Raw genomic sequence first — 26,794 nt, forward strand, 5'->3', positions numbered from 1 at the left:
CATGATGGTGAATCAAACGCTTAAAGAAGTGACAAAATTAACAAATATTTAAGCCATAGATGGCATAAAAATCGGTACTAAGGAAGAAAAAATCGTGATTGTTCCATTTCACCAATAAAAGCTGGCGAAAGAGGAACAAGACGGAAAGCGAAAACGATATGGTTTAGTGATTGATGTTAACGTCGGCCTCGGTGGTTGGTATTCGCCGACCATTCATATGTCGCTGAAACGTCAGGTTTAAACTTATTCTTTTTCTTTTCAGCCCGGGATTTTTTCGCTGCCGCCTCACGTTCCTGCATTAACTTATCAATGTAATCGTCTTTTATACGGTTATTTTCAGCGTTAGTCAGCGTACGTCCCAGCTTTTTCCTTTCTTGATCGAGCCGTGTCTTTAACTGACGTTGCTCGCTCTCTGTCATATCTTTTTGGGTTAATCGAGGCATCGTATTTCTCCTGTTCAAGAAGGCGGTTTCATTGTAGAGGAAAAGCTTGGATGGGTCATAAAAATCAATAGCGAGTTGATCGGAAGCGGAAACAACAGCGTATCGTGCCTTATCTGACGTTAATTGTTACGTTGGATTTTTAATGTTGTGTTGCTCTATTTGGGTGATGGCGTTAAAAATAATTTAACTTATGTCATGAAAAAACAATAGAATTGGTTCTGATGCTTGCATCCAAACGCTGCAATGGCGTGGTGAAAATTTAACAATAAGAACATTGGACCATGAACGAGGTGGGTACACGTGTTCCAGATGCATGTCGTGTTCTGAATAAACTGGGAGTTAAACAATGAATAGCGTAACCAAAATCTGTTTTTCGGTCTTGCTGGCCAGTAGCTTAATGGTGCCTACTTTCGTCAATGCGACGGTTGCGGCGGATATGCGAACGATGCAAGAGAGTTATGTCAGTGCAAGTAAGTCTGAAGATATTGCTACATTAAAAGCAGCACTGACGACGTTTCGCGATAGTGTTACCCGTGCCAAAACTCAGGTGCCACCGGATTTTGCTAATCAACCTGCTGATGGACCGGACAGAAAAGCCTACGTAGAAGGTTTGGATAAACTTTTGGAGAAAGTCGACAGTGCACTGACATTAGCCAATGAAGGCAAGTTAAAAGAGGCTAAAGCATCCCTTTCGGATATCGTTTTACTAAGAAATGAATATCATAAAAAAATGAGAGGGTAAGTTAAAAGGGGACGTTATCGGGTGCCATTAATGTGTTGTATCCGGCAAATACTCATTCAGATTCTCATAGGCGATAGTGTAAAGCATGTGCTATCGCCTGTGGCGAACGTAACTGGCGTTTGGTAACAAGTGGTTTTATTATCGCCTTTTGAACCATCAAGACTGCGCCCCCGAAAGGAATGACGATGATACAAAATCGAGGACAATTCTGGCTAAGGATAACCGGATGACGTCACCTTTACGCGATTCAATGAACGATAGCAAAGATACGCAGTACAGAATTCTTGAAGCGACGCTGGAGGTCATACTGGATCACGGTGTAAGAGGGGCGACGTATCGCAGAATTGCGGGAAAAGCCGGGTTATCACCGGGAACGCTGACTTATCGCTACAGTAGTATTGAAATGCTACTGAATCGTGCATTCGCTTACATGGTCGATGGTATTTCTCGCGAATTCCGTGTCCGTCTGGAACAGGCTAAAGATATAGATGGCGCGCGTGAAGCCGTGGTCGATCTGATCTGTGGGGATATTTGGGCGACACCTCGGCATCTGACGTTAAGTTTTGAACTTTATGCGCTGGCATCGCGTAAAGAAGAATACCGACTGATATTGCAAGAGTGGATGACACGTAGCAGGGAATCACTTCATCTCCATTTTAGTATTGCTACCGCTTGTTCTCTGGATGCAATGATAGAAGGATATACCATTCATAACTACTTGAATAACGACGTTGTTAGCCGTGAGGATATATTGGACACGGTGGTGAAACTGACGTCCTGACACTATATTTCACGTTTTTCCTATTGATAAAGTGCGTAATGAAACTGGTGTAAAATCGGTTGTATTCGTGCGATAGTTATTCGTACAAATGTACGAATTCTGTTTAAAGACGAGAACATGGCCACTAAACCTGTCATTAATAAATTAGCGCTGTTCGGATTGATGTTTTTACCGGGCTTCAGTTGGGCAACGTGGGTCACCCGAACGCCTGTGATGCGCGATGTCTTGAATGCTTCAACGGAAACCATGGGAATGATTCTTTTTGGTTTTTCATGTGGATCTATGCTTGGTGTGTTGAGCGCTGGAAAAATTATTAATGTTTTCGGTATTCGTAAAACCATGTCGGGTGGTTTTCTGTTTCTCCTGTTTGGCTTGCTGGTGCTTGCCGTATCTCTTTCTATTCGTAGTACGCCCTGCGCGTTTATCGGGCTGTTATTTTTCGGCACGGGAATTAGCCTGGTAGATATCGCGGTTAATATTGAAGGTACGGCGTTCGAGCAACATTTAAAGAAAAGCCTGATGACGACGCTGCATGGTTTTTTTAGTTTGGGGACATTGATCGGCGCATTGGCAGGCATGATGATGACGGCTTTGGATGTTAATACCACTTTCCATTTTGCTATGGTTTTTGTTTTCGCGTTGCTGGCGGCCGTAGTGTTCATGCGTCAGATGCCATGGCTGAGCGATCAGGCCAGCGCCCGACAAGAAGCGAAAGGCGACTACAAGACCCAGGTTTTCAATGAACTGAAGGATCGACGCCTATTGGTTTTAGGCGTGGTTATTCTGGCAATGGCGCTTGCGGAAGGTTCTGCAAACGACTGGTTGCCGTTGTTGATGATCGATGGTCATCATTTTGGGCATACTGCGGGAACGCTGGTTTATGTTGGGTTCACCGCAGGTATGACATTAGGCCGTTTTGCTGGCGGATTCTTTGTTGATCGTTATGGCAAAGTCAATATGCTCAGATTCAGCGCGGCTTCTGCTGCAATCGGACTGGTATTGGTGATCTTTTCTGATGCTCAGTGGCTGGCAGCGGCAGCGGTGGTTTTTTGGGGAATCGGTGCATCATTAGGTTTCCCGTTGACGATTTCCGCAGCAGGAAGTGGAGAAAACAGTGCGGTACGCGTTACTATTGCCGCGACGCTTGGTTACTTTGCGTTTCTTGTTGGGCCACCTGCGTTGGGCTTTATCGGCGAGGTCGCTGGGCTACGGATCGCCATGCTGCCGGTGCTCGTTATGGTGATACTGGCCTTTGTCTGTTCTTCCTCGGCGCGTGATGAGCGTACGGGCAGAACGGCACCTGAAACTTCATGCTGATATTAAAGGATTTTTACAGAAAGGATTATTATGCGACTTCGTATTCGTCCGGTATTGATAGCCGCCTCTGCCTCTTTATTTTTAATCAGTTGTACGATGGATGTGGCGCTGCCGACCCGAGAACCATCTGTGTCAGGTCAACCTGCTGGCATTACTTTTCAGAGAATGAGTTCTGCTCCCCGGCAATCGGTGAAAGATATTCAGGAAGCCGATCTTAAGCCTGGCGATTTACTGCTTTCCTCAACCATCGGTCTGACATCTGTTGGGATCCGTCTTTTCAGTACGTCCGCTGTGAGCCATGTAGCTATATATATTGGTGAAGGCGAAGTGGCGGAGGCGGTTGGTTCCGGCGTACAAATTGTTACCCTGCAAGAAGCAATGGATCATAGTAATAAACTCTTCGCATTGCGCATGCCAACCTTGACAGAAGAGCAGGCTAAAACCATCCGGGCATTTAGCCAACAGAAGATAGGTAGCCGTTACAATTACAGGGGCATCATTGAAATGGCTCCATTTATGGTAACGAAGCAGCTTTGTTCATTGAACCCTTTTTCTAAAGAATTTCGGCAGCAGTGTGTACAAGGCATGGCTGCGGCGCAGTTAAGCACACCTACGGGTGAAGAAGCATCCAGCTACTTTTGCTCACAGTTTGTGATTGCTGCGTTTGAACATGCAGGAAATCCGCTGACGGTAGCATCGGCAGGCTGGGTCAGCCCTTCAGATTTACTGCATATGCGGGAAGGGGATATTGCAACGTTAGCGCCGAATACTGAGTTGGATTATGTTGGCCATATTAAGCCAGGTATTTATCTCAGTGCCAGACGGCTCATCGGCATGTGATGCGTACTGCGTAAGGCATTTTTACGATCAAACTTGTGCACAAATCAACCATATGGTTATAATAATATGACCATATGGAGGGATTAATGATGAAATTATTTACCCCGACGTTACCCGCTAAAACACCGGACAACCTCTGGCGATATGCCGGGCTCAACCATGCCGATGGTATTATGCTGGTTGATGAGATCGACAAGGGCTTGGAAGGTGAGGTAGCGAGCCGCATTGTTTCATGGGCGCAAATTACTCAAGCTGACCTTCGCCGTATGACCGGTATTCCAAGCACAACCTTTAGCCGTAGCAGCAAAACACGTTTTAGTCCTGACCAAAGCGAACGTATCGTGCGTTTTATTCGTGTGTTTGATAAGGCGGTTGATTTATTTGAAGGCGATAAAATCAAAGCACTAGAATGGCTCAATGAACCAAGCCGGGCGTTGGGATGGAAGCAGCCGTCTGAATTGTTATCCTCTGAATCTGGTGCCTATGAAGTAATGAGGCTCATCACGCGCCTGGAACATGGGGTCTATTCTTGATCGTTTATCGCCTCACCAAAACTCGCTACTTGTATACAGCCTGGTCAGGGCAGGGAGCAAAAGAAGCTGGAGGGCGCTGGAACAGCATTGGGATGGCGATGATTTACGCATCGGGTACTGCGTCACTCTCAATGCTGGAAACGCTAGTGCATCTTCACGCAGCGAACCTGCTTGACTCCTATACCTTGTTGTCTGTCGATATCGCGGAGGCGCTGATCCAGACTATCGATGAATCACAATTGCCAAGTGATTGGGGGGCATCTAAAGCTCCCTCGGAATTAGCCAGTATAGGCGATCAATGGCTTAGTAGTGGTACTTCTGTCGCATTGCGTGTTCCCAGTGCATTATCACCCGTTGAATATAATTTTTTACTTAATCCCACACACCCCGCGTTTCAGAAAATGGTAAATGACGCAGTGCATATTAATTTCAAGTTTGACGAACGACTGAAATAACGTTGTGTCACCAGTTTTACACAAACTGAATAACTGATAGATTATATATTCATATAGCTATTCATTAACCTATTCATTAAGTGATTCATAGCGATGATAAATCGATCTGACATGATACGCCAATTGCTACGCCATGAACCAATGAGCGTAAGGCAACTAATTGATATTATGGAAATTAGTCAGCCTACCATTTCACGGGATTTAAAAGCGCTTGGTGATGATGTCGTTCGAATTGGATCGGGGCCATCTATTCAATATGCTTTATGCGACGTTTTTCGCGGGTTTCGTTCCGCCCCCGTTTACCGCATAACCGAAGAAGGGCAAGTAAAATCACTTGGTAAACTCATTCCGGTTCATCCCAGCGGATTTGTCATGGAGCAGTCTGACAAAGTGAGTCTTTATAGCGATGGGCTACCATGGTGGCTATTTGACATGAGACCACAGGGATATCTGGGACGCGCGTATGCATCAACCTATTCAGCCGAGCTTGGCTTATCGCCTAATCCAGAAGATTGGTCAGACACTGATGTTATTAGAGCCTTACTCGCTCATGGGCACGATGCTGTGGGGAATTTATTAATAGGGGAACAGGCAAGAAACCAGTTTCTGGAGATGGCGTTGCCTACACCAGTTGATCGAGCCACAACATATCCCACGCTGGCGTTGGCTGCTAGCTCCGGTGAAGTGCCTGGTTCATCTGCTGGAGGCGAACAACCAAAATTTTGCACCTACACGGAACGTGGTCATGTGATAGTGAAATTCACGGCTCTGGACGATAACCCAATAAGCGAACGTTGGCGCGACCTGCTACAGGCCGAACATCTTGCGTTAAAAGTGCTGGGAGTAGAGACAGAAGTATTTGATTTTGGAGGACAACGCTTCCTAGAGATCCCCCGGTTCGACCGTGTAGGTCAACTGAGCCGTATAGGTATCGTTTCTTTACGGGCGCTGGAGGCAGAATTTGTCGGTCGGGCAAGGGATTCCTGGCCCATTCTGGTTAATGAACTGGTTAAGCTGGGGCTTGTTCATCCTGAAGCAGCTATTGGCACAGCAAGGCTTTGGGCGTTTGGAATGTTGATCGGCAATACTGACATGCACCACGGTAATCTATCGTTTATCAGTAGCCATGGTCATCCGTACCACCTTGCACCAGCCTACGACATTCTGCCAATGGGTTTTGCCCCGAAATCAGGTGGCGGAATAGTGAATACACTTCGACCGGTGACATTACTTGAAGTGATTAGCGGGGAAATATGGCAGGAAACACTAGAACTGGCTGAGAACTTTTTTTCTTTAGCCAGGGATTGCGGCCGTTTTTCCGTCAATTTTGGTCCATGCCTTATGGCGTTGCGTAGCCACCTTGACGAAGTTAGATCGCGTATAGCGCGCTTGGGATAATACTCGACATTCGTCAGAGAAAAGAAAAACTGCGCAATGCGCTTCCTGCAAAGCGTGTTTTATCTGCGGCGCGTTGAACAAGCGCTTTAAGTGATTATGGCTGAAGACAAGAGAACGCATCAGCGATAACGAATCACGCTGGCCAGAACGCCAGATTTTGCCTCCTTGTCCATTGGTTCGCATAATGTATATTATGTTAAATAACATGCGGTGATAAATAACTTCATATGTACCCATGGCTTTGGCCCTGCCTTCCACATTCTTTGTATTAGATTGAGAGTACAATTTATTTCCATTTAGGTTTCACATCCATCAGGCGTTGACGTCCCTCAACATTTTGCACAGGCGCTTCAAGCAGTTCAATAAAAGACTGATAACAGGCATCGTCCAAGACGAACACACGTTGATCCAGAATGATATTCTGGGCCTCATCTAGCGCGGATATTAATTTGCTTATCTCGAGTCGGCTTACGGACGCTGGTTTGCATGGGATTCTCCAGTTGGTAACAAATTGCTATACGAAATTTAATCTGCTATCGCTGAAAAGTCTGAATGATTCGCATGTTTCTCAAACTGGATTAGCTATTGTCGTTGAGTTAACGAGAGATGGCATTTTCTTTACAGATGTGCGGATAAACCGTAGGTTGCTTCCCTGCCCCAATTTTGCTCCAGCGCCTAAATAACCGCAGCAATACAAAGTTCTTCGCTTTCCGCTAGCTGTGTTTTTAAAACGGATTGCTCAACCTGATGGCAAGCGCGTTCGGTTGCATCTGATAACGAATAGCCTTTTAAAATCCAGGCGGTTAATTCGGCAGAAAAAAGATCACCGGTTCCTTTTGGTGAAATGGGTAATCTGGCATGTTTAATGACGGTCGCTTCATCTCTAGTCACACAAATAACATGGATATTTTTTGTATCCACCGCCCCTGCTGCACTGGTCACAACCACCCATTGAGTATTTCCCCGAAGCAAGGTTTGGGCAGCGGAAATAGTCTCTTCTGTGCTGCTGATTGTTTTTCCGCACAAACATGCTAACTCAAATGCATTTGGCGTTAATCCGGTAGCCATGGGTAGCAGATACTGGCGATAATATTCGTTTATTTCCTCACTGACGTAGTAACCACAGTCGGTGTCGCCCATGACAGGATCAAGAATAACCTGAATATCTTTATTGATGGTCCGAACAATATTCAGCCATTCGGCAAGTGGTTTTACCAATACAGGTGAACCAATATAACCAATGACGATAGCTTTGACGTATTTTAGCCCATCTCGTTCGAGCAGGCCTTTAAGAAAGCCTTCAAACCATTCAACAGGAACGTTACCACCATAACAGGTCGGATAATGTGGTGTATTGCTGAGGATGACGGTTGGTACAAATGAAACCCGTAAGCCGTGCTGCATTAAAGCCGGAACGGCAATACTGTTTCCGACGCAACCATAAATGACCTGTGATTGGATAGAGATAACGTCATATTTCGCTGGACCAGCGAAATGGCCACTGTGTTCAGGGTTTGGAGTTATTGGCACATGTTTCACTGTAATTCCTTACTTATTGCAATGAGTTTCGATAAATCGATGCGTGAGTTCATCATATTTTTTCTCAGACCATGTAGCATTTTTATTGGTTTCCAGAGTGAAAACACTGCTTCCTTGATCTCGCTTGTCTCTATGCATTTTCTTATCTGATTAACGAAAGAAACCCAAAAAAGAAGTGCGGGCAAGGCTATCGCTTGGTTATCGCTCAAATGTTGCATCATCATGATCCCTTTGCGTGTTAAATGTGCAGCCATGTTCATTCGTGCATGATAATCACCCAGTGAATAAATGAATTTATTTTATCTTTTCAGGGCCAATAGAAGAACGTGAGTTTCCCTGCTTTGGGCACCATTATCATGGATGGAATATTATTCCATTTTTTTATAAAGGATGAGATAGCTTGTCGTAATAAAAACTGGCGCGCTTTGTGCTTTATCTCTCCTGCCATTATGTAACTAAGGAGAGTGTTTTGATGAATTTTTTAATGAATGAAAGCGACGTGCTAAACCCAAAACGCAGAGCATTATTAAAACTTTCAGGCGCCCTGCTGGGAAGTGCCGCAGTTGTGACAGGGTTCAGCCCACGGGTTTTGGCTGAAACACAGGCTGAAAAAACGGCCTTCTCAGCACCAACACGTGATAACCCTATTCGTATCAATTTCAATGAAAATCCGCTGGGAATGTCACCCAAGGCGCAGGCTGCCGCACGGGATGCCGTTGTCAAAGCTAATCGCTATGCAAAAAGCGAGATCCTGATGCTCGGTAAAAAATTAGCTGAACACCATCAGGTTGAACAACCATCCATCTTATTGACAGCGGGATCATCGGAAGGCATTCGGGCCGCAATTGAAGCTTATTCACCGCTGGGCGCTCAGTTAGTGATACCTGAGCTTACCTACGGAGACGGTGAGCATTTTGCCAAGATTGCCGGTATGACAATCACCAAGGTTAAAATGCGAGATCGTTGGGCGTTCGATATTGACGGAATGAAATCAGCTGTCGCCAGCTATAATGGTCTATCGCTGGTTTATCTGGTCAACCCTAATAACCCTACGGGGACGATCACGCCAGCCGACGAGATCGAACCTTGGATCGCGAGTAAACCTGCGAACACCATGTTTATTGTTGATGAAGCTTACGCCGAGTTTGTCAATGATCCGCGTTTTCGCTCTGTTGCACCGATGATTAGTAAAGGCGCTGAGAATGTCATCCTGCTTAAAACATTCTCCAAAATCCATGCGATGGCCGGCATGCGTGTCGGGTACGCGGTTGCACATCCTGACGCGATTGCATTGATGGGACGGTATGTTGCGGGTGAAAAAATCAATTTCAGCGGTGTCGATGCAGCTCGGGCGTCTATGGATGACCATGCGTTTATCGCCTACAGCAAAAAAAGTAATGACGTATCCCGCCAGATTTTACTGAAAGCGCTGGATGAGTTGAAACTGCCCTATCTGCCATCTGAAGGCAATTTTGTCTTTCATCAGTTGGTTGTACCATTAAAGGATTATCAAAAACATATGGCGGATTCTGGCGTGTTGATTGGTCGTGCTTTTCCCCCGGCGGATGACTGGTGTCGAATCTCTCTTGGTACACCGGAAGAAATGCAGTGGGTGGCGGATACAATGCGTGAGTTTCGCAAAAAGAACTGGATTTAACCTTCATAGCTCCTTTTCTTGACGTCCTATTTTTTCCTGTCTTCTGGCGTGGCAGGCTCTCGGTTTCGAGTGCCCGTCACCCTGAATGTGCCGACTAACGCTTGACCCATAGGGAATTGCGCGGCTAAATGACATCAGGCCTCTCGTTGATTTTTATTGATATCAGGCACAAACAAGAGTTACGGCGCGGTCTTTCGCATCGATGCCCTTTAATTGGGAATCATCATGAGCACAGTCAGAGGAAAAAATATGATTATTTTTGTTACCGGCGCAACTGCTGGGTTTGGTGAGTCAATTACTCGTAGATTCATTAAGGAAGGTCATAAGGTGATTGCCACGGGGCGTCGTCAGTCGCGTCTGGACGCATTGAAAACCGAACTGGGTGATGCACTGTATACGTTAAAGATGGATGTTCGTGACAGACAGGCCATCGAACAAGCGATCGCATCGCTGCCTACTGAATGGCGGAGTATTGATGTGCTGGTTAATAATGCTGGTTTGGCGCTGGGACTGGAACCGGCCCATAAAGCGTCGCTGGATGACTGGGAAACCATGATTGATACCAATAATAAAGGATTGGTGTTTATGACCCGGGCGTTATTGCCGGGAATGGTTGAACGTAACATTGGGCATATCATTAATATTGGTTCGACAGCAGGCAACTGGCCCTATTCTGGCGGCAACGTTTATGGGGCGAGTAAAGCGTTTGTTCAGCAGTTTAGTCTTGGATTGCGGGCCGATCTGTTTGGCACCGGAGTTCGCGTCACGAATATTGAGCCCGGCCTGGTCGGAGGCACTGAGTTCTCCGCTGTGCGTTTTAAAGGTGACGGCGATAAAGTTAGCAAAACGTATGGCAACACTACGCCCCTAACACCTGAAGATGTGACTGAGGCGGTGTTCTGGGTGGCAACGTTACCAGCGCACGTTAATATCAATACGCTGGAAATGATGCCTGTCAGCCAATCATTTGCTGGCCTTAGCGTGTATCGCGAAAGTTGATCAAAAGTTGATTGCGAGAGACTTTCGTTAAACGTCACTATTTTTCAGTATGTATTCGCAGATGAAGGCGATAAAAATCGCCTTTTTAGTGAGTACACTCTTCATCACGTAATGTAAAAACTTCATAGCCATCTGCCGTTACCGCAATCGTGTGTTCCCACTGCGCCGATAGCTTTTTATCTCGAGTGACGACGGTCCAACCATCTCGCTTCATCTTAATTTTTGCAGAACCTTGGTTGATCATCGGTTCAATCGTAAATGTCATACCTTCTTCCAGGACGATGCCTGTTCCTGGAGAGCCATAGTGGACAACCTGAGGATCTTCATGCATTTCTCTACCAATGCCATGACCACAATATTCCCTCACTACGGAGTAACCCTGCGCCTCAGCAAATTTTTGAATGGCATGGCCGATATCGCCCAATGTTGCACCAGGTTTTACCACCCGAATGCCCTGCCACATTGCCTGATAAGTGGACTCGACGAGTCGTTTCGCCAGTGGCGATACGTTTCCGACCATATACATTTTGCTTGAATCAGCGATAAACCCATTTTTTTCAAGAGTAATGTCTACGTTGATAATATCGCCGGATTTCAAATGGTGTGTCTCAGATGGCATGCCATGACATACGACTTCATTTACCGACGTATTAAGTACGTAAGGAAAGTCGTATTGCCCTTTACTGGCGGGCCTTGCTTTGAGCGTGTTGGTGATAAACTCTTCGGCTAAATCGTTAATTTTCATTGTTGAAATACCAACCTGAATGAAAGAATCCAGATAGGTAAAAACCGAGCTCAATAATTTGCCGGATTCACGCATCAGCATGAGTTCATCACTGTTCTTTAATACAATATTTTCCATTGTTAATCTTATTGCTCCACTGCGGCTAATTTTAGTTGCTGTTGCATGATCTCGATATAGGTCATGTTGGGGTTAGTTTCGGCCAACATCCCGATTTTTATCCAGAATTCAGCTTGCGCATTGATAGAGCGAACCATTGCGGTACTGGCCTTACGGACCTCTTCATGTAGTTCATCATTAATTTTTACGATCCCCATGATGTTCTCTGAGTATATAAAACGTATATATATCGTATATTCACATGTCGGTGACGGCAAGCATTAATCCAGCCGTCTATCATGGCATTCATTATCTGGTTATGGTGCTGTTGAGTTGAAGGATGGTAAGCTAGACTTTGTCATTGTTGTTATCGTGGCGTTTGTTTTCTTCATTTGTCCTGTCAAGGTGAAACATGAACCAATATTCTTTTGCTTCTCTGATCCGGGCCTTGATCCCGCTCTCCATGGTGATGGCGGCCGTTATCTGGCAGCCTGCCGCATCGGCAGACACCCGCCATGTTGTCATTGAATCTGGCGATAGCGCTTTATCTAAAGAAGCCGCTCGTCAAAGTAGCGAACAGTGGAATTCAACTCGCTCTTTGCGCAATAAAGTTAATTCCCGAACTGAGAAAGAATTCGATAAAGTTGAAAAAGCGATCGATGGTCGTGAAAAGTGCAACGCCAGTTATAATGTGAATGCGTATTGGGAAGCCAATACCGATCGTTGCCTTGATCGCCGTACGGGGCGTCCGGTCAATCCTTGATTTTTGGTCTACTCTTTTATAGCAATCGCCATTTATCTGATGCTTATTTCTAATAGATTTTGCGTTTTAGGATCGGATAAATGGCGGGATGTAATTCAAATAAAAGGGTGACAGTATGAAAAAGATAATGACTTTTGGCGCGGCTTTATGTGTGATTCTCCCTCTGGCAGCGCAAGCGTCTTGTGAAAGCGTTCAAGCTGATATTTCACAAAAAATCATCAATAACGGTGTGCCTGAATCCGGTTTTTCATTGGAAATCGTACCTAACGATCAGGTGAATCAGGTTGGTGGTCAGGTGGTTGGCCATTGTGAAAATGATTCACAAAAGATTGTTTATATCCGTCATGCCGATGGTGATGCGCCGTCAGAAAGTCAGCCAGCGCAACCCGCACAATAACGTGCTCCCCATACAATAAACATCAACGCGAACCTGGAATAATAAAGGTGCAATCGTCGCACCTTTATTATTCTCCCGTTCCCCTGTCTGTGGATACCTGCCAGTAACGAAAAAAGCTACCGGGATGGAGAATTTTGGCTCCCTGGACGTTGGCAGGCTGGGATCATGTAAGCTGCAAATAGCGTAATAACGGCAATCAATGCAGAGACGACAAAAACCCAGTGAATAGACGATGAGACTTGCAAGGAAAGCGCATCGAGTTGCGCTGTGCCCATTAAATTTCTGCTTTGGGTATCCATCAACGTTTGCAGTGGATCCGCCATTTCCGGTAATCGCCAGTGAAGATTGATATTGAGTGTTGCGCCAAGAATGGCGGTTCCCAATGCGGAACCTAACATACGGGTAAACATCGTGGAGGCGGTTGCAATGCCCCGGATAGAGTAATCAACGGCATTCTGTACCGAAACTAAAAAAGTCGTATTGCACAGTCCCATTCCTGCACCGATTAAAAATGCCGCAACACGAGCCCAGTTTAAGTCACTGCTTTGATCGAGAGTCAATAACGCCAGACTGCCTATAATAATCAGTACGCCACCGCTGACCGCCGTGAATCGATAAGATGTCCGTAGCATCAAACGACCACTCAGGGTACTCGCCAATGGCCAACCAATTGACATTAACGCCAGTATACTCCCCGCTTCCAGCGGTGTTTTGCCCATAACGCCTTGTATAAACGTCGGTAGAAATGCACTGACTCCCATCATTGCAGCGCCGATAATGAGTCCGCCCAAATTGCCCGCGACGATAACCTTGTTATGCCACAGAGCCAGTGGGAAAAGTGGCTCAGGTGTACGGGTTTCTTGTCGGTACAGTAATACTCCGCTAATGAATGCGATGAGTAGCAGCGGAATAACCCAAAGCCCGAATACTTCTGCTTGAAGTAGTGCCATAAGCAGGCTTGCGACTGTCACCGAAAGATAAAAGGCCCCTGCCCAATCTAACCGATGTGAGCGTTTATGATTAACGACTGGCAGATAACGAGCCAGTAAAAAGATGGATAATAATCCAATCGGCACATTGACCCAGAAAACCAATGCCCAATTGAAATGTTGCACGATAAACGCACCTAGCAGCGGTCCGACGATAGCAGAAATACCCCACACGCTGGAAAGATAACCTTGTATTTTGGGCCGTTCGGTACTGCTATAAACATCTGCGACAATGGTAAAAGCGATAGGCGTGATGGCACCTGCGCCCAATCCTTGAATCATGCGAAATAGGATTAACCATCCCATGTGTGTCGAGAATCCACACAGCACCGATCCCAGTAAAAATGTGATGGTGCCAATGAAAAAAATACGTTTTCGGCCAAAAAGGTCAGCCAGACGGCCATAAATAGGAATGCTGATTGATTGTGTCAGCAGATAGCCCGCGAAAACCCACCCTAACAGAGAAAAACCGCCAAGATCGGCAATAATCGTCGGCAGTGCCGTTGCCACAATGGTGACTTCGATGGCAGCAGTAAACATTGCCAACATACAGGCAATCAATACCCAGTGACGATGAGGAACCGGTGGATGCTCAGAGTTATTCGCTGTTTTCATTACGTTTTCGATGGAGGAAAAGAGTTCTGTTTTTGAGTATATCAGGTGTTATCAGGCAGGCGTATGGCGTAAAGGAAAAGAAACGATTTCCGCTTATGTACGAGCAAAAGCCTATTTTATTGTGTTGACTGGGCATCACATCGTGTAGACAACACGATGTGTATGAATGCTAATTCATCACTGGAGAGAGATCGATATAGGTAGATAAATCTCGTTGTTCAGCCCGAGGAAGATAAGGTAATTCGCCTAACTGTGGAGCAGGAATCTTTTTACGGAGTACGGTTATAATTTCCGCATAGTTTGCCAATCCGGGATTAATTCGGTTGGCAACCCAGCCCATCAAGGGTAAGCCGTCATTAAGAATGGCCTGAGCCGTTAATAGGGCATGGCTAATACAACCTAACTTTATACCAACCACTAATACTACGGGCAGTTGCTCCTGAATAACCCATTCGGAATAAGGACGCAAATCGTTCATTAGCGTACGCCAACCGCCACTGCCTTCGACAACCACAACGTCTGCCTTTTCGTTCAGATATTGTAAACCTTGGGTCATCGCGCTGTAGTTAATGGGAGAGGCGCTGGCGCTAATTTCATCTTCCAGTAAGGCAATGGGGTTAACTTGCTCATAGGTTAGTTCCAGTGTTGAAGCCGACTGCAATAGCTGAGCATCTCGGTTCCGCATACCCTCTTCAGTTTCCTGGCACCCTTTCGCAATGGGTTTATAACCTGCAACGGATTTGCCACTCATTGCCAGCTTTTGTAATAGCGCTCTGGAAACCACCGTCTTACCGACGGCAGTATCTGTACCTGTGACGAAAATACGCTTCAACATGAGATAAACCCCACTCCTGGCCACCTGAAAAATAACAAGCACAACAAAATGCTTTCCAATTGCGAAAGTCTAGGCGATGCACTGTTCAGGCAGTTTGCGTTAGCTCAATGTTTTGTTTCTCTGGGCTCCACGCCCAGAAGGCGAAAAACAGTCAGGAAGGTAGAAATGCCGGTTACCCTTGTAATAGTTTGACCAGCAACGAACCATTATACAGAGCATCTTTCACTAGTGCGGCTCCAGGCATGGTTCCTTGATTATAAAACTGTGTCGCTTCTACCTGAATATTATTACTGTATGCGGGAAATGACTGCTGATGGATGCAACCCATAATCGCCGGATACAAAATATTGGCTGCCCGGTTAAGCGGTGACCCAACCAAAATTTTATCCGGGTTGAATAAGTTGACCATGATGGCGACGATCCTGCCGACGTTACTACCTACATCATGAATAATGTTTTTTGCCAATGCGTCGCCAGCAAGCGCCGCATCACATAGGCTGTCTACGGTAAGTGGCGAACCATGCAGGATCGAACTCATTGAGGCGTTCATTCGTTGTTGAGCAAGTTCAAGCATACTTTCAATGCTGGCTACGGTTTCAAGGCAACCATGATTACCGCAATAACACCGCTTGCCATAAGGATCAACCTGCGTATGGCCGATTTCGACTAAATTGCGGCTCCCTGCATGCAAAATGCGCCCACCGGTAATGACGCCAGCGCCGACGTTATGATCAATCACCACTTGAATGACGTTCTGCGAGCCACGAGAAGCACCATATAACGCCTCTGCCATGGTCCAGGCGCAGATATCATGTTGCAGATAAACCGGAAGTCCAGTGCGTTGTTCCAGCTTAGAGCCGATAGCCATCTCTTCAACATTATAAAACGGCATCCGGTGAATAATGCCCGTCGTCGCATCAATAATACCGGGTGCGGTAATTGCGATAGCGGTCAAACGTTCCAGTCGTTTTTGATGACGAATGAAGAATTTATCAATTTCATTCAAAATTCGATCGAGCAAAGGTTGAGGATGTTCAGCCGGAAGTGGAACGTCGTCTTCAACCACCAATTTGCTGCTCAAATCACGCAGAGCCAATGTCATCGTGTTATTGCCAATGCGAACGGAAAGAAAATGCCAGGCCTGAGTGTCAAGAATCACACCAATTGCGGGGCGTCCTCGACTGCCTATATCCTGATATTCTGTTTCCTGAACTAAATGCGCTTCCAGGAGTTCACGTACAATCTTGGTGATACTGGCGGGTGCCAGTTGAGCGCGCTTTGATAACTCAATGCGTGATATTGGACCGTACTTATCGATCAGTCGGTATACCGCACCGGCATTCATTTGTTTAATTTGATCGATGTGACCTGGTTGACCATCGGCAATCACAAACCTGGCTCCTACTCTTCATTGCGGATACAACTGAACATTCATTTCTACTGCGCAGGGTATTAATGGTTTGATTGTATTACATGCTATTTTTTACACTGCAAAATAAAAAAACTGCGGATATGGTGGGGCTTTTCACCAAATCCGTCAAATATTTGATTCGTTATGTGATTTGTCGCACATATCGACTCTGTTATCACGTCAGCATTAAATTAATTAGCGTTCTTGCCGGGGTGCTGAGTGGACGATGCCGAGCGGTAGCTAACCACACGTCTGTTGTGGCATCACTTTCGATCAATGAGATATATTTCACCCCGTCCACGCGAATCCGCAAAAACGAGGCAGGAAGAATGGAAACCCCCAGGCCCGCAGATACCAGTCCGACAATCGTCATCGCCTCACCGACTTCTTGTGTGATGTATGGGCTTATGTCGTATCGCTTTAGCAACGCGAGTGTTTTGTCATAAAGCGCCGTTCCTACGGCTCTGGAGAAAAACACAAAAGGCTCTTGCGCCAGTTGTTTTATACTAATGGAACCTTCGGCCGCATATCTGGCTAGCGGGTGCGCTTCATGTACGACAGCGACGAGCGCTTCGTGCAAGAGTAATTGGTGTTCGAGCGCTTCGGGTAAGGGATTGTTACGCATAACACCAAGATCGAGATTTCCATTCAGTAATGGTTCAATTTGTTGCTTGGTATTGAGTTCAATCATCTGAATATGTACTTCTGGATAAGACTGCCTAAACGTCAGCAAACTACGTGATACTTTTTTAATAAACGGTGCAGATGAAGTGAAACCAATCGTTAACTCCCCTATTTCTCCTCGTTGGATACGAGCGGCGCGTTCTGCCGCTTGGTCAACTTGATCGATGATTGCCCACGCCTCTTTTAGAAACATGGTGCCGGCAGGTGTCAATTGTACGTTCCGGTTATTTCGCTCCAGCAATCTTGCCCCCACTCGCTCTTCCAATATCTGGATTTGCTGGCTTAGCGGCGGTTGAGAAATATTCAAGCGTTCTGCCGCGCGGCCAAAATGCAACTCTTCAGCCACCGCGATGAAATAACGAAGATGTCGAAGTTCGATATTCATATTTTAAACGTCTTAATTGTAATGATTAATCTATTATACAAAATAATTTCGCCATCCTATGCTTTCTGCATCATTTTTGTTTTCTATTGGTTATCTCTTTAAGGATGTGTTTTGAGCATTCTGCCATCTTCAGCAACGGTATCGGTTATTGATCATTCTGGTACGCAAATAAACGGCAAAACGCCCTATATTAAACGAGGCACCTCCCTGTTTACGCGCGTTACGCTAGCGTTGTTTTCTGCGGGGCTTGCCACGTTCGCACTCCTTTACTGTGTACAACCCTTGTTACCGGTGCTTTCACATGATTTCGCCATTTCTCCCGCGAGTAGCAGTCTGGCACTTTCGGTGTCCACGGTGATGTTGGCCATTGGGTTGGTGTTTACCGGCCCTTTGTCTGACACGATTGGACGTAAAAACGTGATGGTGGTATCCCTGATGTTAGCCGCTATTTGCACGCTAATTTGTGCATTTATGACCAGTTGGCATGGTGTCCTGATCATGCGGGCAATGATTGGTTTGTCACTTAGCGGCGTGGCGGCAGTTGCTATGAGCTATCTGAGTGAAGAAATTCATCCCAGCGTGTTAGCGTTTTCAATGGGGCTATATATCAGCGGTAACTCGATTGGTGGTATGAGCGGTCGTCTGGTTAGCGGTGTTTTGAGTGATTATTTCCCCTGGAGAATCGCGATCGGGGTGATTGGCATACTTGCGTTAATCGCCGCACTCACTTTCTGGCGAATTTTGCCTGAGTCACGCCATTTCAGAGCAGGGTCTTTACGGCCTAAATCACTATTATTAAATATGAAGCTCCATTGGCATGATGCTGGGTTGCCGCTTTTATTTTTACAAGGTTTCTTGTTGATGGGAGCGTTCGTTACCCTCTTTAACTACATTGGCTATCGACTATTGGGTTCGCCCTATTTTCTCAGTCAGGCGGTTGTGGGGTTTCTCTCCATCGTTTATCTGACCGGTAGTTACAGCTCGCCTAAAGCTGGCGCGCTCACTTATCGTTTCGGGCGGGGGCCTGTATTAAGCATTTCCATTCTGCTGATGTTGCTCGGGTTAGGTATTATCGCGCTGGAAAATCTTCTTTTTATTTTCGGTGGCATGATGCTGTTTACTGCTGGTTTTTTTGCCGCCCACTCGGTAACCAGTGGTTGGGTTGGTCAGCGAGCTCGTCGGGCGAAAGGCCAGGCATCGTCAATGTATCTTTTTTCATATTATCTTGGGTCCAGCCTCGCAGGTACGTTAGGCGGAATCTTCTGGCATGCTTATGGTTGGGCTGGCATGACCTTCTTTTTAGGAGGATTGCTACTATTCTCTTTATTGATTAGTTTTCGATTGAACCGACTTTGACCTAACCTATCGTGAATCCCCCGATATCCCTGTTAGAAAGGAAAATTGACGCTATTGCTGATGTATTCGTTTTGGACTATAAATATAAGTATGTTGTAACTAAATAGATATACTTAATGAATCACTATTTACTGATTGAACAAATGAACCTCTGTTTCTCCACATTGGAAAAACAACTCGCACTCATGCATTCCCTGTTTTCGTCATTCCCCTTACTTGCAGCCCGAGTGTACACCCTTCCCGATATCACAAAAGGCACAGAACATGATCCTATCGAAAATATCCCAGTGACCCAATATGTCGGTAAGAAAGCTCGTGACCTCGGTTTGGCCCATTTTCAACGTTTATTCATCCATGATTATTCCGAAACGATCAGCAGCAAAGCAGCCATTCGATTACCTGGTGCACTGTGCTTTTCCGTTAGTCAGAATGAATATCTTCAGGCTAGCCAACTAATTAACAGCATCAATACCTTGAAAAAAGAACTGGAACAAATTATCACCATTGATTCGGGTTTAACCCCAGAGCAACGTTTCGATTTTGTCCATACCCATTTGCGAGGATTGATTACACTAAGCGCCTATCGTTCAGTCACGCAGATAACGAATCCAACATCGGTACGTTTTGGTTGGGCAAATAAACACATTATTAAGAATATGAGCCGTGCGGAGCTCCTTGAGAAACTGGATAAAAGTAGAAGAGCCGAACGAAATCAGGCCCCTTACAGCAAAGAACAATGGGTTGAATTGATTGAGCACGAAATTGAAGAGGTATTACGTTTGCCAGAACATGCAAAATGGAAAATAAAGCGACCGGTAAAAGTACAGCCTATTGCTCGTGTTTGGTATGCGGAACAACAGAAACAAGTCCAACATCCTTGCCCTTCCCCGCTGTTAATTTTTAATCATCAGGAAAATAGTGAGGGAATGCCACAAATAGGAGAACTCAACCATTATGATGCCAATAACATCAAACATAAGCATAAACCGCAGGCCGTAGCGCTACGTTTACTTATTCCCCGTTTACATCTTTACACCGATAGCTTCTAGAAAAAAGCCTACTGATACAAACCAGTAGGCTTTTCTTCATCACAGGACGCGTGTTTTACGCTTTTAAACTTCCCACCATATCCTGCGGGCGAACCCATTCATCAAACTGGGCTTCGGTCAGATAGCCCAGCTTTAAAGCAGATGTCTTTAATGTCAGACCTTCTTTATGTGCTTTTTTAGCAATCTCAGCCGCTTTGTCATAGCCAATATGCGTATTCAGTGCAGTAACCAGCATGAGAGACTCATTTAACAGTTGGTCGATTCTTTCACGATTCGGCTCAATCCCCACCGCACAGTGCTCGTTAAAGCTTTTCATGCCATCAGCCAGTAAACGAATAGACTGCAAGAAATTATGAATCACCATCGGGCGATACACATTGAGTTCAAAGTTACCGGATGCACCGCCCATGTTGACAGCCACATCATTCCCCATGACCTGACAACAAAGCATTGTCATGGCTTCACATTGTGTCGGATTCACTTTCCCCGGCATGATGGAGCTTCCCGGTTCATTTTCCGGAATGCTGAGTTCGCCAATACCACAACGCGGGCCTGATGCCAGCCAGCGAACATCGTTAGCGATCTTCATCAATGAAGCAGCCAGCCCTTTCAGGGCACCGTGACCATGAACCAACGCATCACAGGTTCCTAATGCTTCAAATTTATTTGGCGACGTCACAAACGGTTGTCCGGTCAATTTTGCCAATTCAGCAGCGACACGTACCGCATACTCAGGATGTGTATTTAATCCCGTACCTACAGCCGTCCCCCCCAACGCCAGTTCACTAAGATGTGGAACGCTATGTTCAATATGCTTCAGGTTATGTTGCAACATGGCGGCCCAGCCAGAAATTTCCTGGCCCAACGTCAACGGCGTCGCATCCTGCAAGTGGGTACGACCAATTTTCACGATATCTTTGAACTGATTTGCTTTCGACGCCAACGTCTGATGCAGCGCCTTCAATTCAGGAATAAGGTGTTCATTAATCGCGATCACCGCGGCAACATGCATCGCGGTAGGGAAAACATCGTTAGAACTTTGGCTCTTATTAACATCGTCATTAGGATGAACCAACCGACTATTCCCGCGCTCTCCGCCTAATAATTCACTGGCGCGGTTAGCCAACACTTCGTTCATATTCATATTGCTTTGAGTGCCAGAACCCGTTTGCCAGATAGCCAGAGGAAACTCGCCAGCATGCTCTCCCCCCAACACCTCATCTGCTGCCTGAACAATCGCGTTACCACGTTCGGCGGGAAGTAAATTGAGATCCATGTTGACGCTGGCGGCGGCCCGTTTGGTCTGAGCCAGTGCATAAATCAGCGCTCGCGGCATTTTTTCTTCGGAAATACGGAAATGCTCCAATGAACGTTGCGTCTGAGCCCCCCACAGGCGATCGGCAGGTACATCAATCGGTCCCATTGAGTCTTTTTCAATACGCGTCGTTGTCATTACCTTTACTCCTTAACATTCTGGATGGGGAATAGCCTTAGTTTCACTCTCTGGCATTCTGGATGGGGAATAGCCTTAGTTTCACTCTCTGGAATAGTGGCACACAAAACATTACCATGATGTGAAGCGATACAGTGTATTCATCATTGGCTGGTTTTCTAACTAATTTAACCAGTTAAATTATATTAACTCACATGTTGTATAACATTCGGGAGCCAACATGCAAAAAATGCTCAACCGTGTCCAGCATTATGCCTGGGGCAGTCAACATGCACTGAATGAGCTTTATGGCATTGATAATCCGAATAATTTGCCAATGGCGGAATTGTGGATGGGCGCTCATCCAAAAAGTAGTTCCCATGTCATTGATGAAAAAGGCCATGAACATAACCTCCGTGAAATAATCGCAGAGGACTTATCCGGTCATTTAGGGGAAGCCGTCGCACAACGATTTGGTGAATTACCCTTTCTGTTTAAAGTTCTCTGCGCCGAACAACCGCTGTCTATTCAGGTTCACCCCAGTAAATCAGCCGCTAAACTCGGTTTTGCCAGAGAAAATAAGGCCGGAATGCCACTGGATGCGGCAGAAAGAAATTATAAAGACGCGAATCACAAACCAGAATTGGTCGTCGCACTGACGCCTTTTCAGGCCATGAATGGATTTCGAGAATTATCTGAAATTGTGACGCTCCTCCAACCCGTAACCAGTGCACATCCCTCTATCTCTGCGTTTTTGCAACAGCCAGATAGCAAACACCTCGCGATGCTGTTTGCTAATCTGCTCAGCATGACGGGTTTGCAGAAAAGTCAGGCGTTAGGGGTGCTCAAGGCCGCATTAAATAGTCAACATGGCGAACCCTGGGCTACTATTCGAGACATTACTCGTTTTTACCCAGATGATTGTGGTTTGTTTTCCCCGCTACTACTGAATGTCATTACCCTTCAACCCGGTCAAGGCATGTTTTTATATGCACAAACGCCTCACGCCTATTTAAACGGCGTCGCACTGGAGGTCATGGCTAATTCAGACAACGTGTTACGGGCGGGATTAACACCAAAATACATTGATATTCCAGAATTACTCGATAACGTTAAGTTCGAAGCAAAGCCGGCGGCACAATTGTTAACCGCCCCAATCAAGCAAGGAAATGAGCTGAATTTCCCGGTTCCTGTTGATGATTTTGCCTTTTCTCTGCACTACCTGAATGATTCTCCACAAGCGCTTTCACAGCGTAGCGCTGCTATCATTTTTTGCGTTGACGGGGAGGCGTTGCTGCAAAAAAATGATAGGCAACTCAAACTTAAAGCCGGAGAATCTTGCTTTATCTCTGCCAATGAATCGCCGATAAACGTTCAGGGACAAGGATGTATTGCTCGGGTGTTCAATCACCTACCTCGTTAACCAATCGTTTTGTTATGCTCTCAAACAAGGGCAAAACTTTTAATAAAGGATAAATTAAAATGAAGAAGTCGTTAGTCGCCACTGGCATTGTTATTGCTTTGGGAGCCATCTGGACAGGTGCTTCCTGGTACACGGGGAAGCAATTTGCTCAGCAACTTGATGGCCTTACCGATACATTGAATACCCAGTTGAAAGAAACCTATCCTGATGCGGGTCTCAAAATAGTTTACCGTGATTATCAAGGCGGCATATTTACCAGTACATTCTCTTACGTTCTTCAAGCTGATGGCTCGGCAAAAGGCGCGACATTCCTTACGCCTGATGAAGAAATAGTCCTAAATCAAACGATCTCTCATGGCCCTTTTCCGTTAACCCAACTGAAAACGTTCAACTTAATTCCCGCGCTTGCCTCTGTACACACCGAATTTGCTAACACACCAGCAATGAAAGAGGTCTTTGAATTAACGAAGAATAAATCGTTTTTGACGGCGGAAACGCGCGTGGCTTACAGCGGCGATACACAATCTGTCGTGACTTTTATCCCTGTCGATTTTCAGAAAGACGATCAAACGTTTACTTTCAGCGGAGCCGAATTCCAGTTGGCTGTTGGTCAGGATTTACGTAGCAGCAAGCTTTCAGGAACGATCGGCCACCTCATGAGTGAAAAGAAAGGCCCATGGAAGAGAACCGAAAAATTCGAGATGAGCGATTTCACTCTGAGTGGTAATAACGCTAAAGGTAAGTTTGATCTCGATTTAGGCGACGCCAATGTTACCGTTAAATCGATGACATTTTCTTCCGACAGAAGTGACCCGGTCACGTTAAATAACGTTTCGATGCAAACTAGTGTGACGGAGGATGACAAAAACTTAGCGAGTAAATTATCGTTGGGATTAGAATCACTCACGGTGGCTGGCCGTAACTTAGGTTCTGGTGCAGTGAATATCACAATTGCTCAGCTTGACGGAGAAGGTACAAAACAGTTTGCAACGGCTTATCAACAGAATGTTAATAAGCTGCTACAGCAGACTAGAGATCTTAATCCGTCTATTTATCAGTACGAAATGACCAACACGATCCTGCAACACCTTCCTCAATTATTGAAAGGAAACCCAGCGATCACGATATCCCCTATCAGTTGGAAAAATAGCAAAGGCGAAAGTACATTTACCCTGTCATTGGATCTGACCGATCCACAGCAAAATAGCGCAAGCGTCGCCGATAGCAGGCTAGCGGATAAAGAAAAAGTCATTTTGCAAGCAGTGAAAAAACTGGATGTTAAGCTGAATATACCTTTAGCCATGCTGACAGAATTAATGGTGCAGTCAGAATCGAAACAACCGACCACCGAGGAAGAAAAACAGAAGGCAAATAATGAAGCGATGCAACGGGCTAAAATGTTCGCAAGCATTGGTCAAATGAACCATTTCTCGGTGACCAAAGACAACGCTATTACCAGTTCGCTGCAATATGCTGACGGTCAAGTTGATTTCAATGGTCAGAAAATGTCATTAGATGAATTCATTTCCCCATTTATCAGTCTACCGGCTGAAGAAGAAGGTGAAGAATCACAGCCTAGTGGTCATGAACACCCGGTATCCCCCATTCCCGCACCATAATCATTAACGTCGAAAATCGCTAATGGCGGCCAATGTGCCGCCATTAGTGCAAATTATGAACGCATTCTTTTATCACGACGAGATCCGCTATGTACGCATTCAGGGCCTTAATGGAAACACACCAGACAGCGATCTATTTTACGGCGGTGGTCCTAGCCGCGCTCGTTGGCAGATTGATTCCTGACTCCACCACACTGGATATGGCGATCAATCCGGCGCTAGCCTTCATGCTGTTTGTCACGTTTTTGCAGGTACCAATGACGACGTTGGGGAAAAGTTTCACCCAATGGCGCTTTCTTGCTGCGCTACTGAGCGTCAATTTTATTGCGATCCCCCTATTTATTTGGATTTTACTGCCGTATTTACCCGATAACCCGATGATTAGATTTGGGATGTTGTTGGTATTGCTTGCTCCCTGCATTGATTATGTCGTGACATTCTCTCAAATCGGCCAAGCCGATGCGCCACGACTGTTGGCGGCTACACCGGTGTTGTTAATGGTGCAGATGTTGGCGCTCCCTCTTTATCTTGGCCTGTTTCTCAGCCAGGAAGCCGCTGCCTCTGTCCAGTTCACCCCATTTTTACATGCATTTATCTGGTTGATTGCGGCTCCACTTCTGTTGGCCGCCGCCATTCAATGGGGAAGTTCGCGACAACAATCAATAAGACGACTGGCAGCAGGTTTATCCTTTTTTCCCGTTCCGGCAACCGCACTGGTGTTGTTTGTTGTTGTGGCGTCAGTCATACCGCAACTTCAAAACGCATGGCATTCGGTGTTATCCGTTTTACCTTTTTACCTCTTGTTCGCTATCGTCGCCCCTATTCTTGGCTGGATGGCAGGCCGTTTTTTCAGGCTTGATTCCGCCAGTGGACGTGCTGTGGCATTCAGTGCAGGAACCAGAAACTCGCTGATTGTCTTGCCTATCGCGCTTGCTATGCCCGGTGCAACGTCGCTATTGCCGGTCATCATTGTGAGCCAGACACTCATAGAATTACTAAGCGAGCTGGTCTATATCCGGATAATTCCTCGGCTTAACGCGCATTCCTCACAAGCAGGCGTTAGTCATTAGATTCACTAATGATTTCTAATGAAATAAAAACGATTTTTTTGCGACAATATGAATTATTTGTTGCCGTTTTTTCTTATACTGCATCGTACTAACGACTAACAAATACCTAACCGGTTTCAACGCGCAACAGCTATCTGGTTATCGCATGTGCAACTTGAAAAATGATAGGTATATCAAATTTAGTAAAGAGCACATCATGATTGATTCACGACTCCCGTTGACCGATATTCATCGTCATCTGGACGGTAATATCCGGCCACAGAGCATTCTGGAACTGGGGAGACAGTTTAACGTTGTTCTTCCTGGCCATGATCTGGACACCTTGCGCCCTCATGTTCAAATCACCAACAATGAACCTGATTTACTGAGCTTTTTGCAGAAACTGGATTGGGGGGTAACCGTTTTAGGCTCACTGGATGCCTGCCGACGGATTGCTTACGAAAACGTTGAAGATGCTGTCAACGCTGGGCTGGATTACGCTGAGCTGCGTTTCTCTCCTTACTACATGGCGATGAGTCATAACCTCCCCGCTGCGGGCGTGGTTGAAGCCGTCATTGATGGCGTGATGGCAGGTTGTCGCGATCACGATATTGATATCCGCCTGATTGGCATTCTAAGCCGCACATTTGGTACCGATGCCTGTCAACACGAGTTAGATGCGTTGCTCGCCTATCGCGATCAGATTACCGCACTTGATCTAGCTGGCGATGAATTGGGCTATCCCGGCGATCTTTTCGCGTCTCACTTTCGTCAGGCACGCGATGCCGGGTGGCGTATTACCGTGCACGCGGGTGAAGCGGCAGGCCCCGAGAGTATATGGCAAGCCATTAACACGTTGAAGGCTGAGCGCATTGGGCATGGTGTTACCGCGATTATCGATAGCACATTAATGAAATATATGGCTGAACACGGCATTGGTATCGAGTCGTGTCTGACATCCAATATCCAAACCAGTACGGTTGAGTCACTGGATCAACATCCGCTGATCCATTTCCTGCGTTATGGTATTCCTGCCACAATCAATACCGACGATCCTGCGGTTCAAGGGATTGAAATCAAACATGAATATGAAATCGCTGCACCGTTGGCTGGGTTAACCGCCAGAGAAACCCGGCAGGCTCAGGAGAATGGCTTGAATATTGCTTTTATCAGCGAACAGGACAAGCAAAAGCTGCGTGAAAAAGTGTTAAAACGCAGTGAAGCATCGTAAGTTAGCGGCTA

General features: G+C 46.0%; 28 protein-coding genes. 17 read left to right on the top strand and 11 right to left on the bottom strand.

What is annotated here, in order from left to right; genetic code table 11:
* Positions 1–176: 176 nt before the first annotated feature.
* Positions 177–443: a YjbD family protein gene (locus ACKPVM_RS09395; protein WP_409308776.1), complete on the bottom strand. Its 267-nt coding sequence runs from the start codon at positions 441–443 to the stop codon at positions 177–179.
* Between the two features lie 346 nt (positions 444–789).
* On the opposite strand from ACKPVM_RS09395, the gene ACKPVM_RS09400 reads away from it, so the two are divergent.
* From ACKPVM_RS09400 to yjjJ, 7 genes are all read left to right on the top strand, one after another.
* A complete protein-coding gene (locus ACKPVM_RS09400; protein ID WP_409308777.1) occupies positions 790–1,185 on the top strand; it encodes a cytochrome b562 in 396 nt (131 codons plus the stop codon).
* Between the two features lie 226 nt (positions 1,186–1,411).
* Positions 1,412–1,966: a TetR/AcrR family transcriptional regulator gene (locus tag ACKPVM_RS09405; protein ID WP_409308778.1), complete on the top strand. Its 555-nt coding sequence runs from the start codon at positions 1,412–1,414 to the stop codon at positions 1,964–1,966.
* 117 nt (positions 1,967–2,083) lie between these two features.
* Positions 2,084–3,283, top strand: a complete 1,200-nt coding sequence (locus tag ACKPVM_RS09410; protein WP_409308779.1) for an MFS transporter — start codon at positions 2,084–2,086, stop codon at positions 3,281–3,283.
* Positions 3,284–3,313: 30 nt separating this feature from the next.
* Positions 3,314–4,123 (top strand): YaeF family permuted papain-like enzyme, encoded by an 810-nt coding sequence (locus tag ACKPVM_RS09415; RefSeq protein ID WP_409308780.1) that lies wholly within the window; start codon positions 3,314–3,316, stop codon positions 4,121–4,123.
* 89 nt (positions 4,124–4,212) lie between these two features.
* Positions 4,213–4,656: an Xre family toxin-antitoxin system antitoxin gene (locus tag ACKPVM_RS09420; RefSeq protein ID WP_409308840.1), complete on the top strand. Its 444-nt coding sequence runs from the start codon at positions 4,213–4,215 to the stop codon at positions 4,654–4,656.
* On the top strand, positions 4,653–5,111 hold the full coding sequence (locus ACKPVM_RS09425) for an RES family NAD+ phosphorylase (protein WP_409308781.1): 459 nt from the start codon (positions 4,653–4,655) through the stop codon (positions 5,109–5,111). Before ACKPVM_RS09420 ends, ACKPVM_RS09425 begins: the two co-directional genes overlap by 4 nt.
* A 93-nt stretch (positions 5,112–5,204) precedes the next feature.
* Positions 5,205–6,509 carry a type II toxin-antitoxin system HipA family toxin YjjJ gene (yjjJ, locus tag ACKPVM_RS09430; protein ID WP_409308782.1) on the top strand — a complete coding sequence of 435 codons (1,305 nt, stop codon included), beginning with the start codon at positions 5,205–5,207 and terminating at the stop codon, positions 6,507–6,509.
* A gap of 286 nt (positions 6,510–6,795) precedes the next feature.
* On the opposite strand, the gene ACKPVM_RS09435 is transcribed toward yjjJ, so the two are convergent.
* The 3 genes from ACKPVM_RS09435 to ACKPVM_RS09445 form a co-directional block, all read right to left on the bottom strand.
* Positions 6,796–6,909, bottom strand: coding sequence for a type II toxin-antitoxin system TacA family antitoxin (locus ACKPVM_RS09435; protein WP_409308783.1), 114 nt, complete (start codon positions 6,907–6,909; stop codon positions 6,796–6,798).
* Between the two features lie 275 nt (positions 6,910–7,184).
* A complete protein-coding gene (gene pdxK, locus ACKPVM_RS09440; protein WP_409308784.1) occupies positions 7,185–8,039 on the bottom strand; it encodes a pyridoxine/pyridoxal/pyridoxamine kinase in 855 nt (284 codons plus the stop codon).
* 5 nt (positions 8,040–8,044) lie between these two features.
* On the bottom strand, positions 8,045–8,302 hold the full coding sequence (locus ACKPVM_RS09445; RefSeq protein WP_409308785.1) for a hypothetical protein: 258 nt from the start codon (positions 8,300–8,302) through the stop codon (positions 8,045–8,047).
* A 218-nt stretch (positions 8,303–8,520) separates the two neighbouring features.
* Between ACKPVM_RS09445 and ACKPVM_RS09450 the strand changes: the two genes are divergently transcribed.
* A complete protein-coding gene (locus tag ACKPVM_RS09450) occupies positions 8,521–9,705 on the top strand; it encodes a pyridoxal phosphate-dependent aminotransferase (RefSeq protein ID WP_409308841.1) in 1,185 nt (394 codons plus the stop codon).
* Positions 9,706–9,954: 249 nt separating this feature from the next.
* The gene (gene ydfG, locus ACKPVM_RS09455; protein ID WP_409308786.1) at positions 9,955–10,704 is read left to right on the top strand and encodes a bifunctional NADP-dependent 3-hydroxy acid dehydrogenase/3-hydroxypropionate dehydrogenase YdfG; all 750 of its coding nucleotides are present in this window, start codon (positions 9,955–9,957) and stop codon (positions 10,702–10,704) included.
* Between the two features lie 85 nt (positions 10,705–10,789).
* Here ydfG and map read toward each other — a convergent pair whose 3' ends face one another.
* Both map and ACKPVM_RS09465 read right to left on the bottom strand, forming a co-directional pair.
* On the bottom strand, positions 10,790–11,566 hold the full coding sequence (map, locus tag ACKPVM_RS09460; RefSeq protein WP_409308787.1) for a type I methionyl aminopeptidase: 777 nt from the start codon (positions 11,564–11,566) through the stop codon (positions 10,790–10,792).
* Between the two features lie 8 nt (positions 11,567–11,574).
* Positions 11,575–11,763 carry a ParD-like family protein gene (locus tag ACKPVM_RS09465; protein WP_409308788.1) on the bottom strand — a complete coding sequence of 63 codons (189 nt, stop codon included), beginning with the start codon at positions 11,761–11,763 and terminating at the stop codon, positions 11,575–11,577.
* Between the two features lie 194 nt (positions 11,764–11,957).
* On the opposite strand from ACKPVM_RS09465, the gene ACKPVM_RS09470 reads away from it, so the two are divergent.
* Together ACKPVM_RS09470 and ACKPVM_RS09475 are read left to right on the top strand one after the other, a co-directional pair.
* Positions 11,958–12,308: a DUF1283 family protein gene (locus ACKPVM_RS09470; RefSeq protein WP_409308789.1), complete on the top strand. Its 351-nt coding sequence runs from the start codon at positions 11,958–11,960 to the stop codon at positions 12,306–12,308.
* Between the two features lie 115 nt (positions 12,309–12,423).
* Positions 12,424–12,705 carry a DUF1161 domain-containing protein gene (locus ACKPVM_RS09475; RefSeq protein ID WP_409308790.1) on the top strand — a complete coding sequence of 94 codons (282 nt, stop codon included), beginning with the start codon at positions 12,424–12,426 and terminating at the stop codon, positions 12,703–12,705.
* A 116-nt stretch (positions 12,706–12,821) separates the two neighbouring features.
* Here ACKPVM_RS09475 and ACKPVM_RS09480 read toward each other — a convergent pair whose 3' ends face one another.
* The 4 genes from ACKPVM_RS09480 to ACKPVM_RS09495 form a co-directional block, all read right to left on the bottom strand.
* Positions 12,822–14,309: an MDR family MFS transporter gene (locus tag ACKPVM_RS09480; protein ID WP_409308791.1), complete on the bottom strand. Its 1,488-nt coding sequence runs from the start codon at positions 14,307–14,309 to the stop codon at positions 12,822–12,824.
* Between the two features lie 169 nt (positions 14,310–14,478).
* Positions 14,479–15,144: a dethiobiotin synthase gene (gene bioD, locus ACKPVM_RS09485; RefSeq protein WP_409308792.1), complete on the bottom strand. Its 666-nt coding sequence runs from the start codon at positions 15,142–15,144 to the stop codon at positions 14,479–14,481.
* A 172-nt stretch (positions 15,145–15,316) separates the two neighbouring features.
* Positions 15,317–16,534, bottom strand: coding sequence for a sugar metabolism global transcriptional regulator Mlc (mlc, locus tag ACKPVM_RS09490; protein ID WP_409308793.1), 1,218 nt, complete (start codon positions 16,532–16,534; stop codon positions 15,317–15,319).
* Between the two features lie 196 nt (positions 16,535–16,730).
* Entirely contained in the window at positions 16,731–17,624 is an 894-nt protein-coding gene (locus ACKPVM_RS09495) for a LysR family transcriptional regulator (RefSeq protein ID WP_409308794.1), read from the bottom strand.
* Between the two features lie 111 nt (positions 17,625–17,735).
* Between ACKPVM_RS09495 and ACKPVM_RS09500 the strand changes: the two genes are divergently transcribed.
* Both ACKPVM_RS09500 and tus read left to right on the top strand, forming a co-directional pair.
* Entirely contained in the window at positions 17,736–18,980 is a 1,245-nt protein-coding gene (locus ACKPVM_RS09500) for an MFS transporter (protein ID WP_409308795.1), read from the top strand.
* 116 nt (positions 18,981–19,096) lie between these two features.
* Positions 19,097–20,029 (top strand): DNA replication terminus site-binding protein, encoded by a 933-nt coding sequence (gene tus / locus ACKPVM_RS09505; RefSeq protein ID WP_409308796.1) that lies wholly within the window; start codon positions 19,097–19,099, stop codon positions 20,027–20,029.
* A 55-nt stretch (positions 20,030–20,084) separates the two neighbouring features.
* On the opposite strand, the gene fumC is transcribed toward tus, so the two are convergent.
* The gene (fumC, locus tag ACKPVM_RS09510; RefSeq protein WP_409308797.1) at positions 20,085–21,482 is read right to left on the bottom strand and encodes a class II fumarate hydratase; all 1,398 of its coding nucleotides are present in this window, start codon (positions 21,480–21,482) and stop codon (positions 20,085–20,087) included.
* Positions 21,483–21,702: 220 nt separating this feature from the next.
* On the opposite strand from fumC, the gene manA reads away from it, so the two are divergent.
* The 4 genes from manA (at position 21,703) to add (ending at position 26,783) form a co-directional block, all read left to right on the top strand.
* Entirely contained in the window at positions 21,703–22,884 is a 1,182-nt protein-coding gene (gene manA, locus ACKPVM_RS09515; RefSeq protein ID WP_409308798.1) for a mannose-6-phosphate isomerase, read from the top strand.
* Between the two features lie 59 nt (positions 22,885–22,943).
* Positions 22,944–24,503, top strand: a complete 1,560-nt coding sequence (locus tag ACKPVM_RS09520; protein ID WP_409308799.1) for a YdgA family protein — start codon at positions 22,944–22,946, stop codon at positions 24,501–24,503.
* 89 nt (positions 24,504–24,592) lie between these two features.
* Complete coding sequence (locus ACKPVM_RS09525) at positions 24,593–25,573, top strand: arsenic resistance protein (protein WP_409308800.1); 981 nt, start codon at positions 24,593–24,595, stop codon at positions 25,571–25,573.
* A gap of 196 nt (positions 25,574–25,769) precedes the next feature.
* A complete protein-coding gene (gene add / locus ACKPVM_RS09530) occupies positions 25,770–26,783 on the top strand; it encodes an adenosine deaminase (protein ID WP_409308801.1) in 1,014 nt (337 codons plus the stop codon).
* Positions 26,784–26,794 lie beyond the last annotated feature (11 nt).

This window comes from Pectobacterium hainanensis (assembly GCF_046237015.1).
Classification (GTDB): domain Bacteria; phylum Pseudomonadota; class Gammaproteobacteria; order Enterobacterales; family Enterobacteriaceae; genus JBJYIN01.

Bases quoted from the DNA above. Each gene is read 5' to 3' on its own strand.
- manA (WP_409308798.1), top strand. From the start codon at position 21,703: ATGCAAAAAATGCTCAACCGTGTCCAGCATTATGCCTGGGGCAGTCAA.
- ydfG (WP_409308786.1), top strand. From the start codon at position 9,955: ATGATTATTTTTGTTACCGGCGCAACTGCTGGGTTTGGTGAGTCAATT.
- ACKPVM_RS09450 (WP_409308841.1), top strand. From the start codon at position 8,521: ATGAATTTTTTAATGAATGAAAGCGACGTGCTAAACCCAAAACGCAGA.
- ACKPVM_RS09445 (WP_409308785.1), bottom strand. From the start codon at position 8,302: ATGGCTGCACATTTAACACGCAAAGGGATCATGATGATGCAACATTTG.
- ACKPVM_RS09465 (WP_409308788.1), bottom strand. From the start codon at position 11,763: ATGGGGATCGTAAAAATTAATGATGAACTACATGAAGAGGTCCGTAAG.
- ACKPVM_RS09415 (WP_409308780.1), top strand. From the start codon at position 3,314: ATGCGACTTCGTATTCGTCCGGTATTGATAGCCGCCTCTGCCTCTTTA.
- ACKPVM_RS09525 (WP_409308800.1), top strand. From the start codon at position 24,593: ATGTACGCATTCAGGGCCTTAATGGAAACACACCAGACAGCGATCTAT.
- ACKPVM_RS09400 (WP_409308777.1), top strand. From the start codon at position 790: ATGAATAGCGTAACCAAAATCTGTTTTTCGGTCTTGCTGGCCAGTAGC.
- tus (WP_409308796.1), top strand. From the start codon at position 19,097: ATGAATCACTATTTACTGATTGAACAAATGAACCTCTGTTTCTCCACA.
- fumC (WP_409308797.1), bottom strand. From the start codon at position 21,482: ATGACAACGACGCGTATTGAAAAAGACTCAATGGGACCGATTGATGTA.
- add (WP_409308801.1), top strand. From the start codon at position 25,770: ATGATTGATTCACGACTCCCGTTGACCGATATTCATCGTCATCTGGAC.
- ACKPVM_RS09395 (WP_409308776.1), bottom strand. From the start codon at position 443: ATGCCTCGATTAACCCAAAAAGATATGACAGAGAGCGAGCAACGTCAG.
- map (WP_409308787.1), bottom strand. From the start codon at position 11,566: ATGGAAAATATTGTATTAAAGAACAGTGATGAACTCATGCTGATGCGT.
- ACKPVM_RS09520 (WP_409308799.1), top strand. From the start codon at position 22,944: ATGAAGAAGTCGTTAGTCGCCACTGGCATTGTTATTGCTTTGGGAGCC.
- ACKPVM_RS09480 (WP_409308791.1), bottom strand. From the start codon at position 14,309: ATGAAAACAGCGAATAACTCTGAGCATCCACCGGTTCCTCATCGTCAC.
- ACKPVM_RS09410 (WP_409308779.1), top strand. From the start codon at position 2,084: ATGGCCACTAAACCTGTCATTAATAAATTAGCGCTGTTCGGATTGATG.
- ACKPVM_RS09470 (WP_409308789.1), top strand. From the start codon at position 11,958: ATGAACCAATATTCTTTTGCTTCTCTGATCCGGGCCTTGATCCCGCTC.
- ACKPVM_RS09495 (WP_409308794.1), bottom strand. From the start codon at position 17,624: ATGAATATCGAACTTCGACATCTTCGTTATTTCATCGCGGTGGCTGAA.
- bioD (WP_409308792.1), bottom strand. From the start codon at position 15,144: ATGTTGAAGCGTATTTTCGTCACAGGTACAGATACTGCCGTCGGTAAG.
- yjjJ (WP_409308782.1), top strand. From the start codon at position 5,205: ATGATAAATCGATCTGACATGATACGCCAATTGCTACGCCATGAACCA.
- ACKPVM_RS09475 (WP_409308790.1), top strand. From the start codon at position 12,424: ATGAAAAAGATAATGACTTTTGGCGCGGCTTTATGTGTGATTCTCCCT.
- ACKPVM_RS09405 (WP_409308778.1), top strand. From the start codon at position 1,412: ATGACGTCACCTTTACGCGATTCAATGAACGATAGCAAAGATACGCAG.
- ACKPVM_RS09420 (WP_409308840.1), top strand. From the start codon at position 4,213: ATGAAATTATTTACCCCGACGTTACCCGCTAAAACACCGGACAACCTC.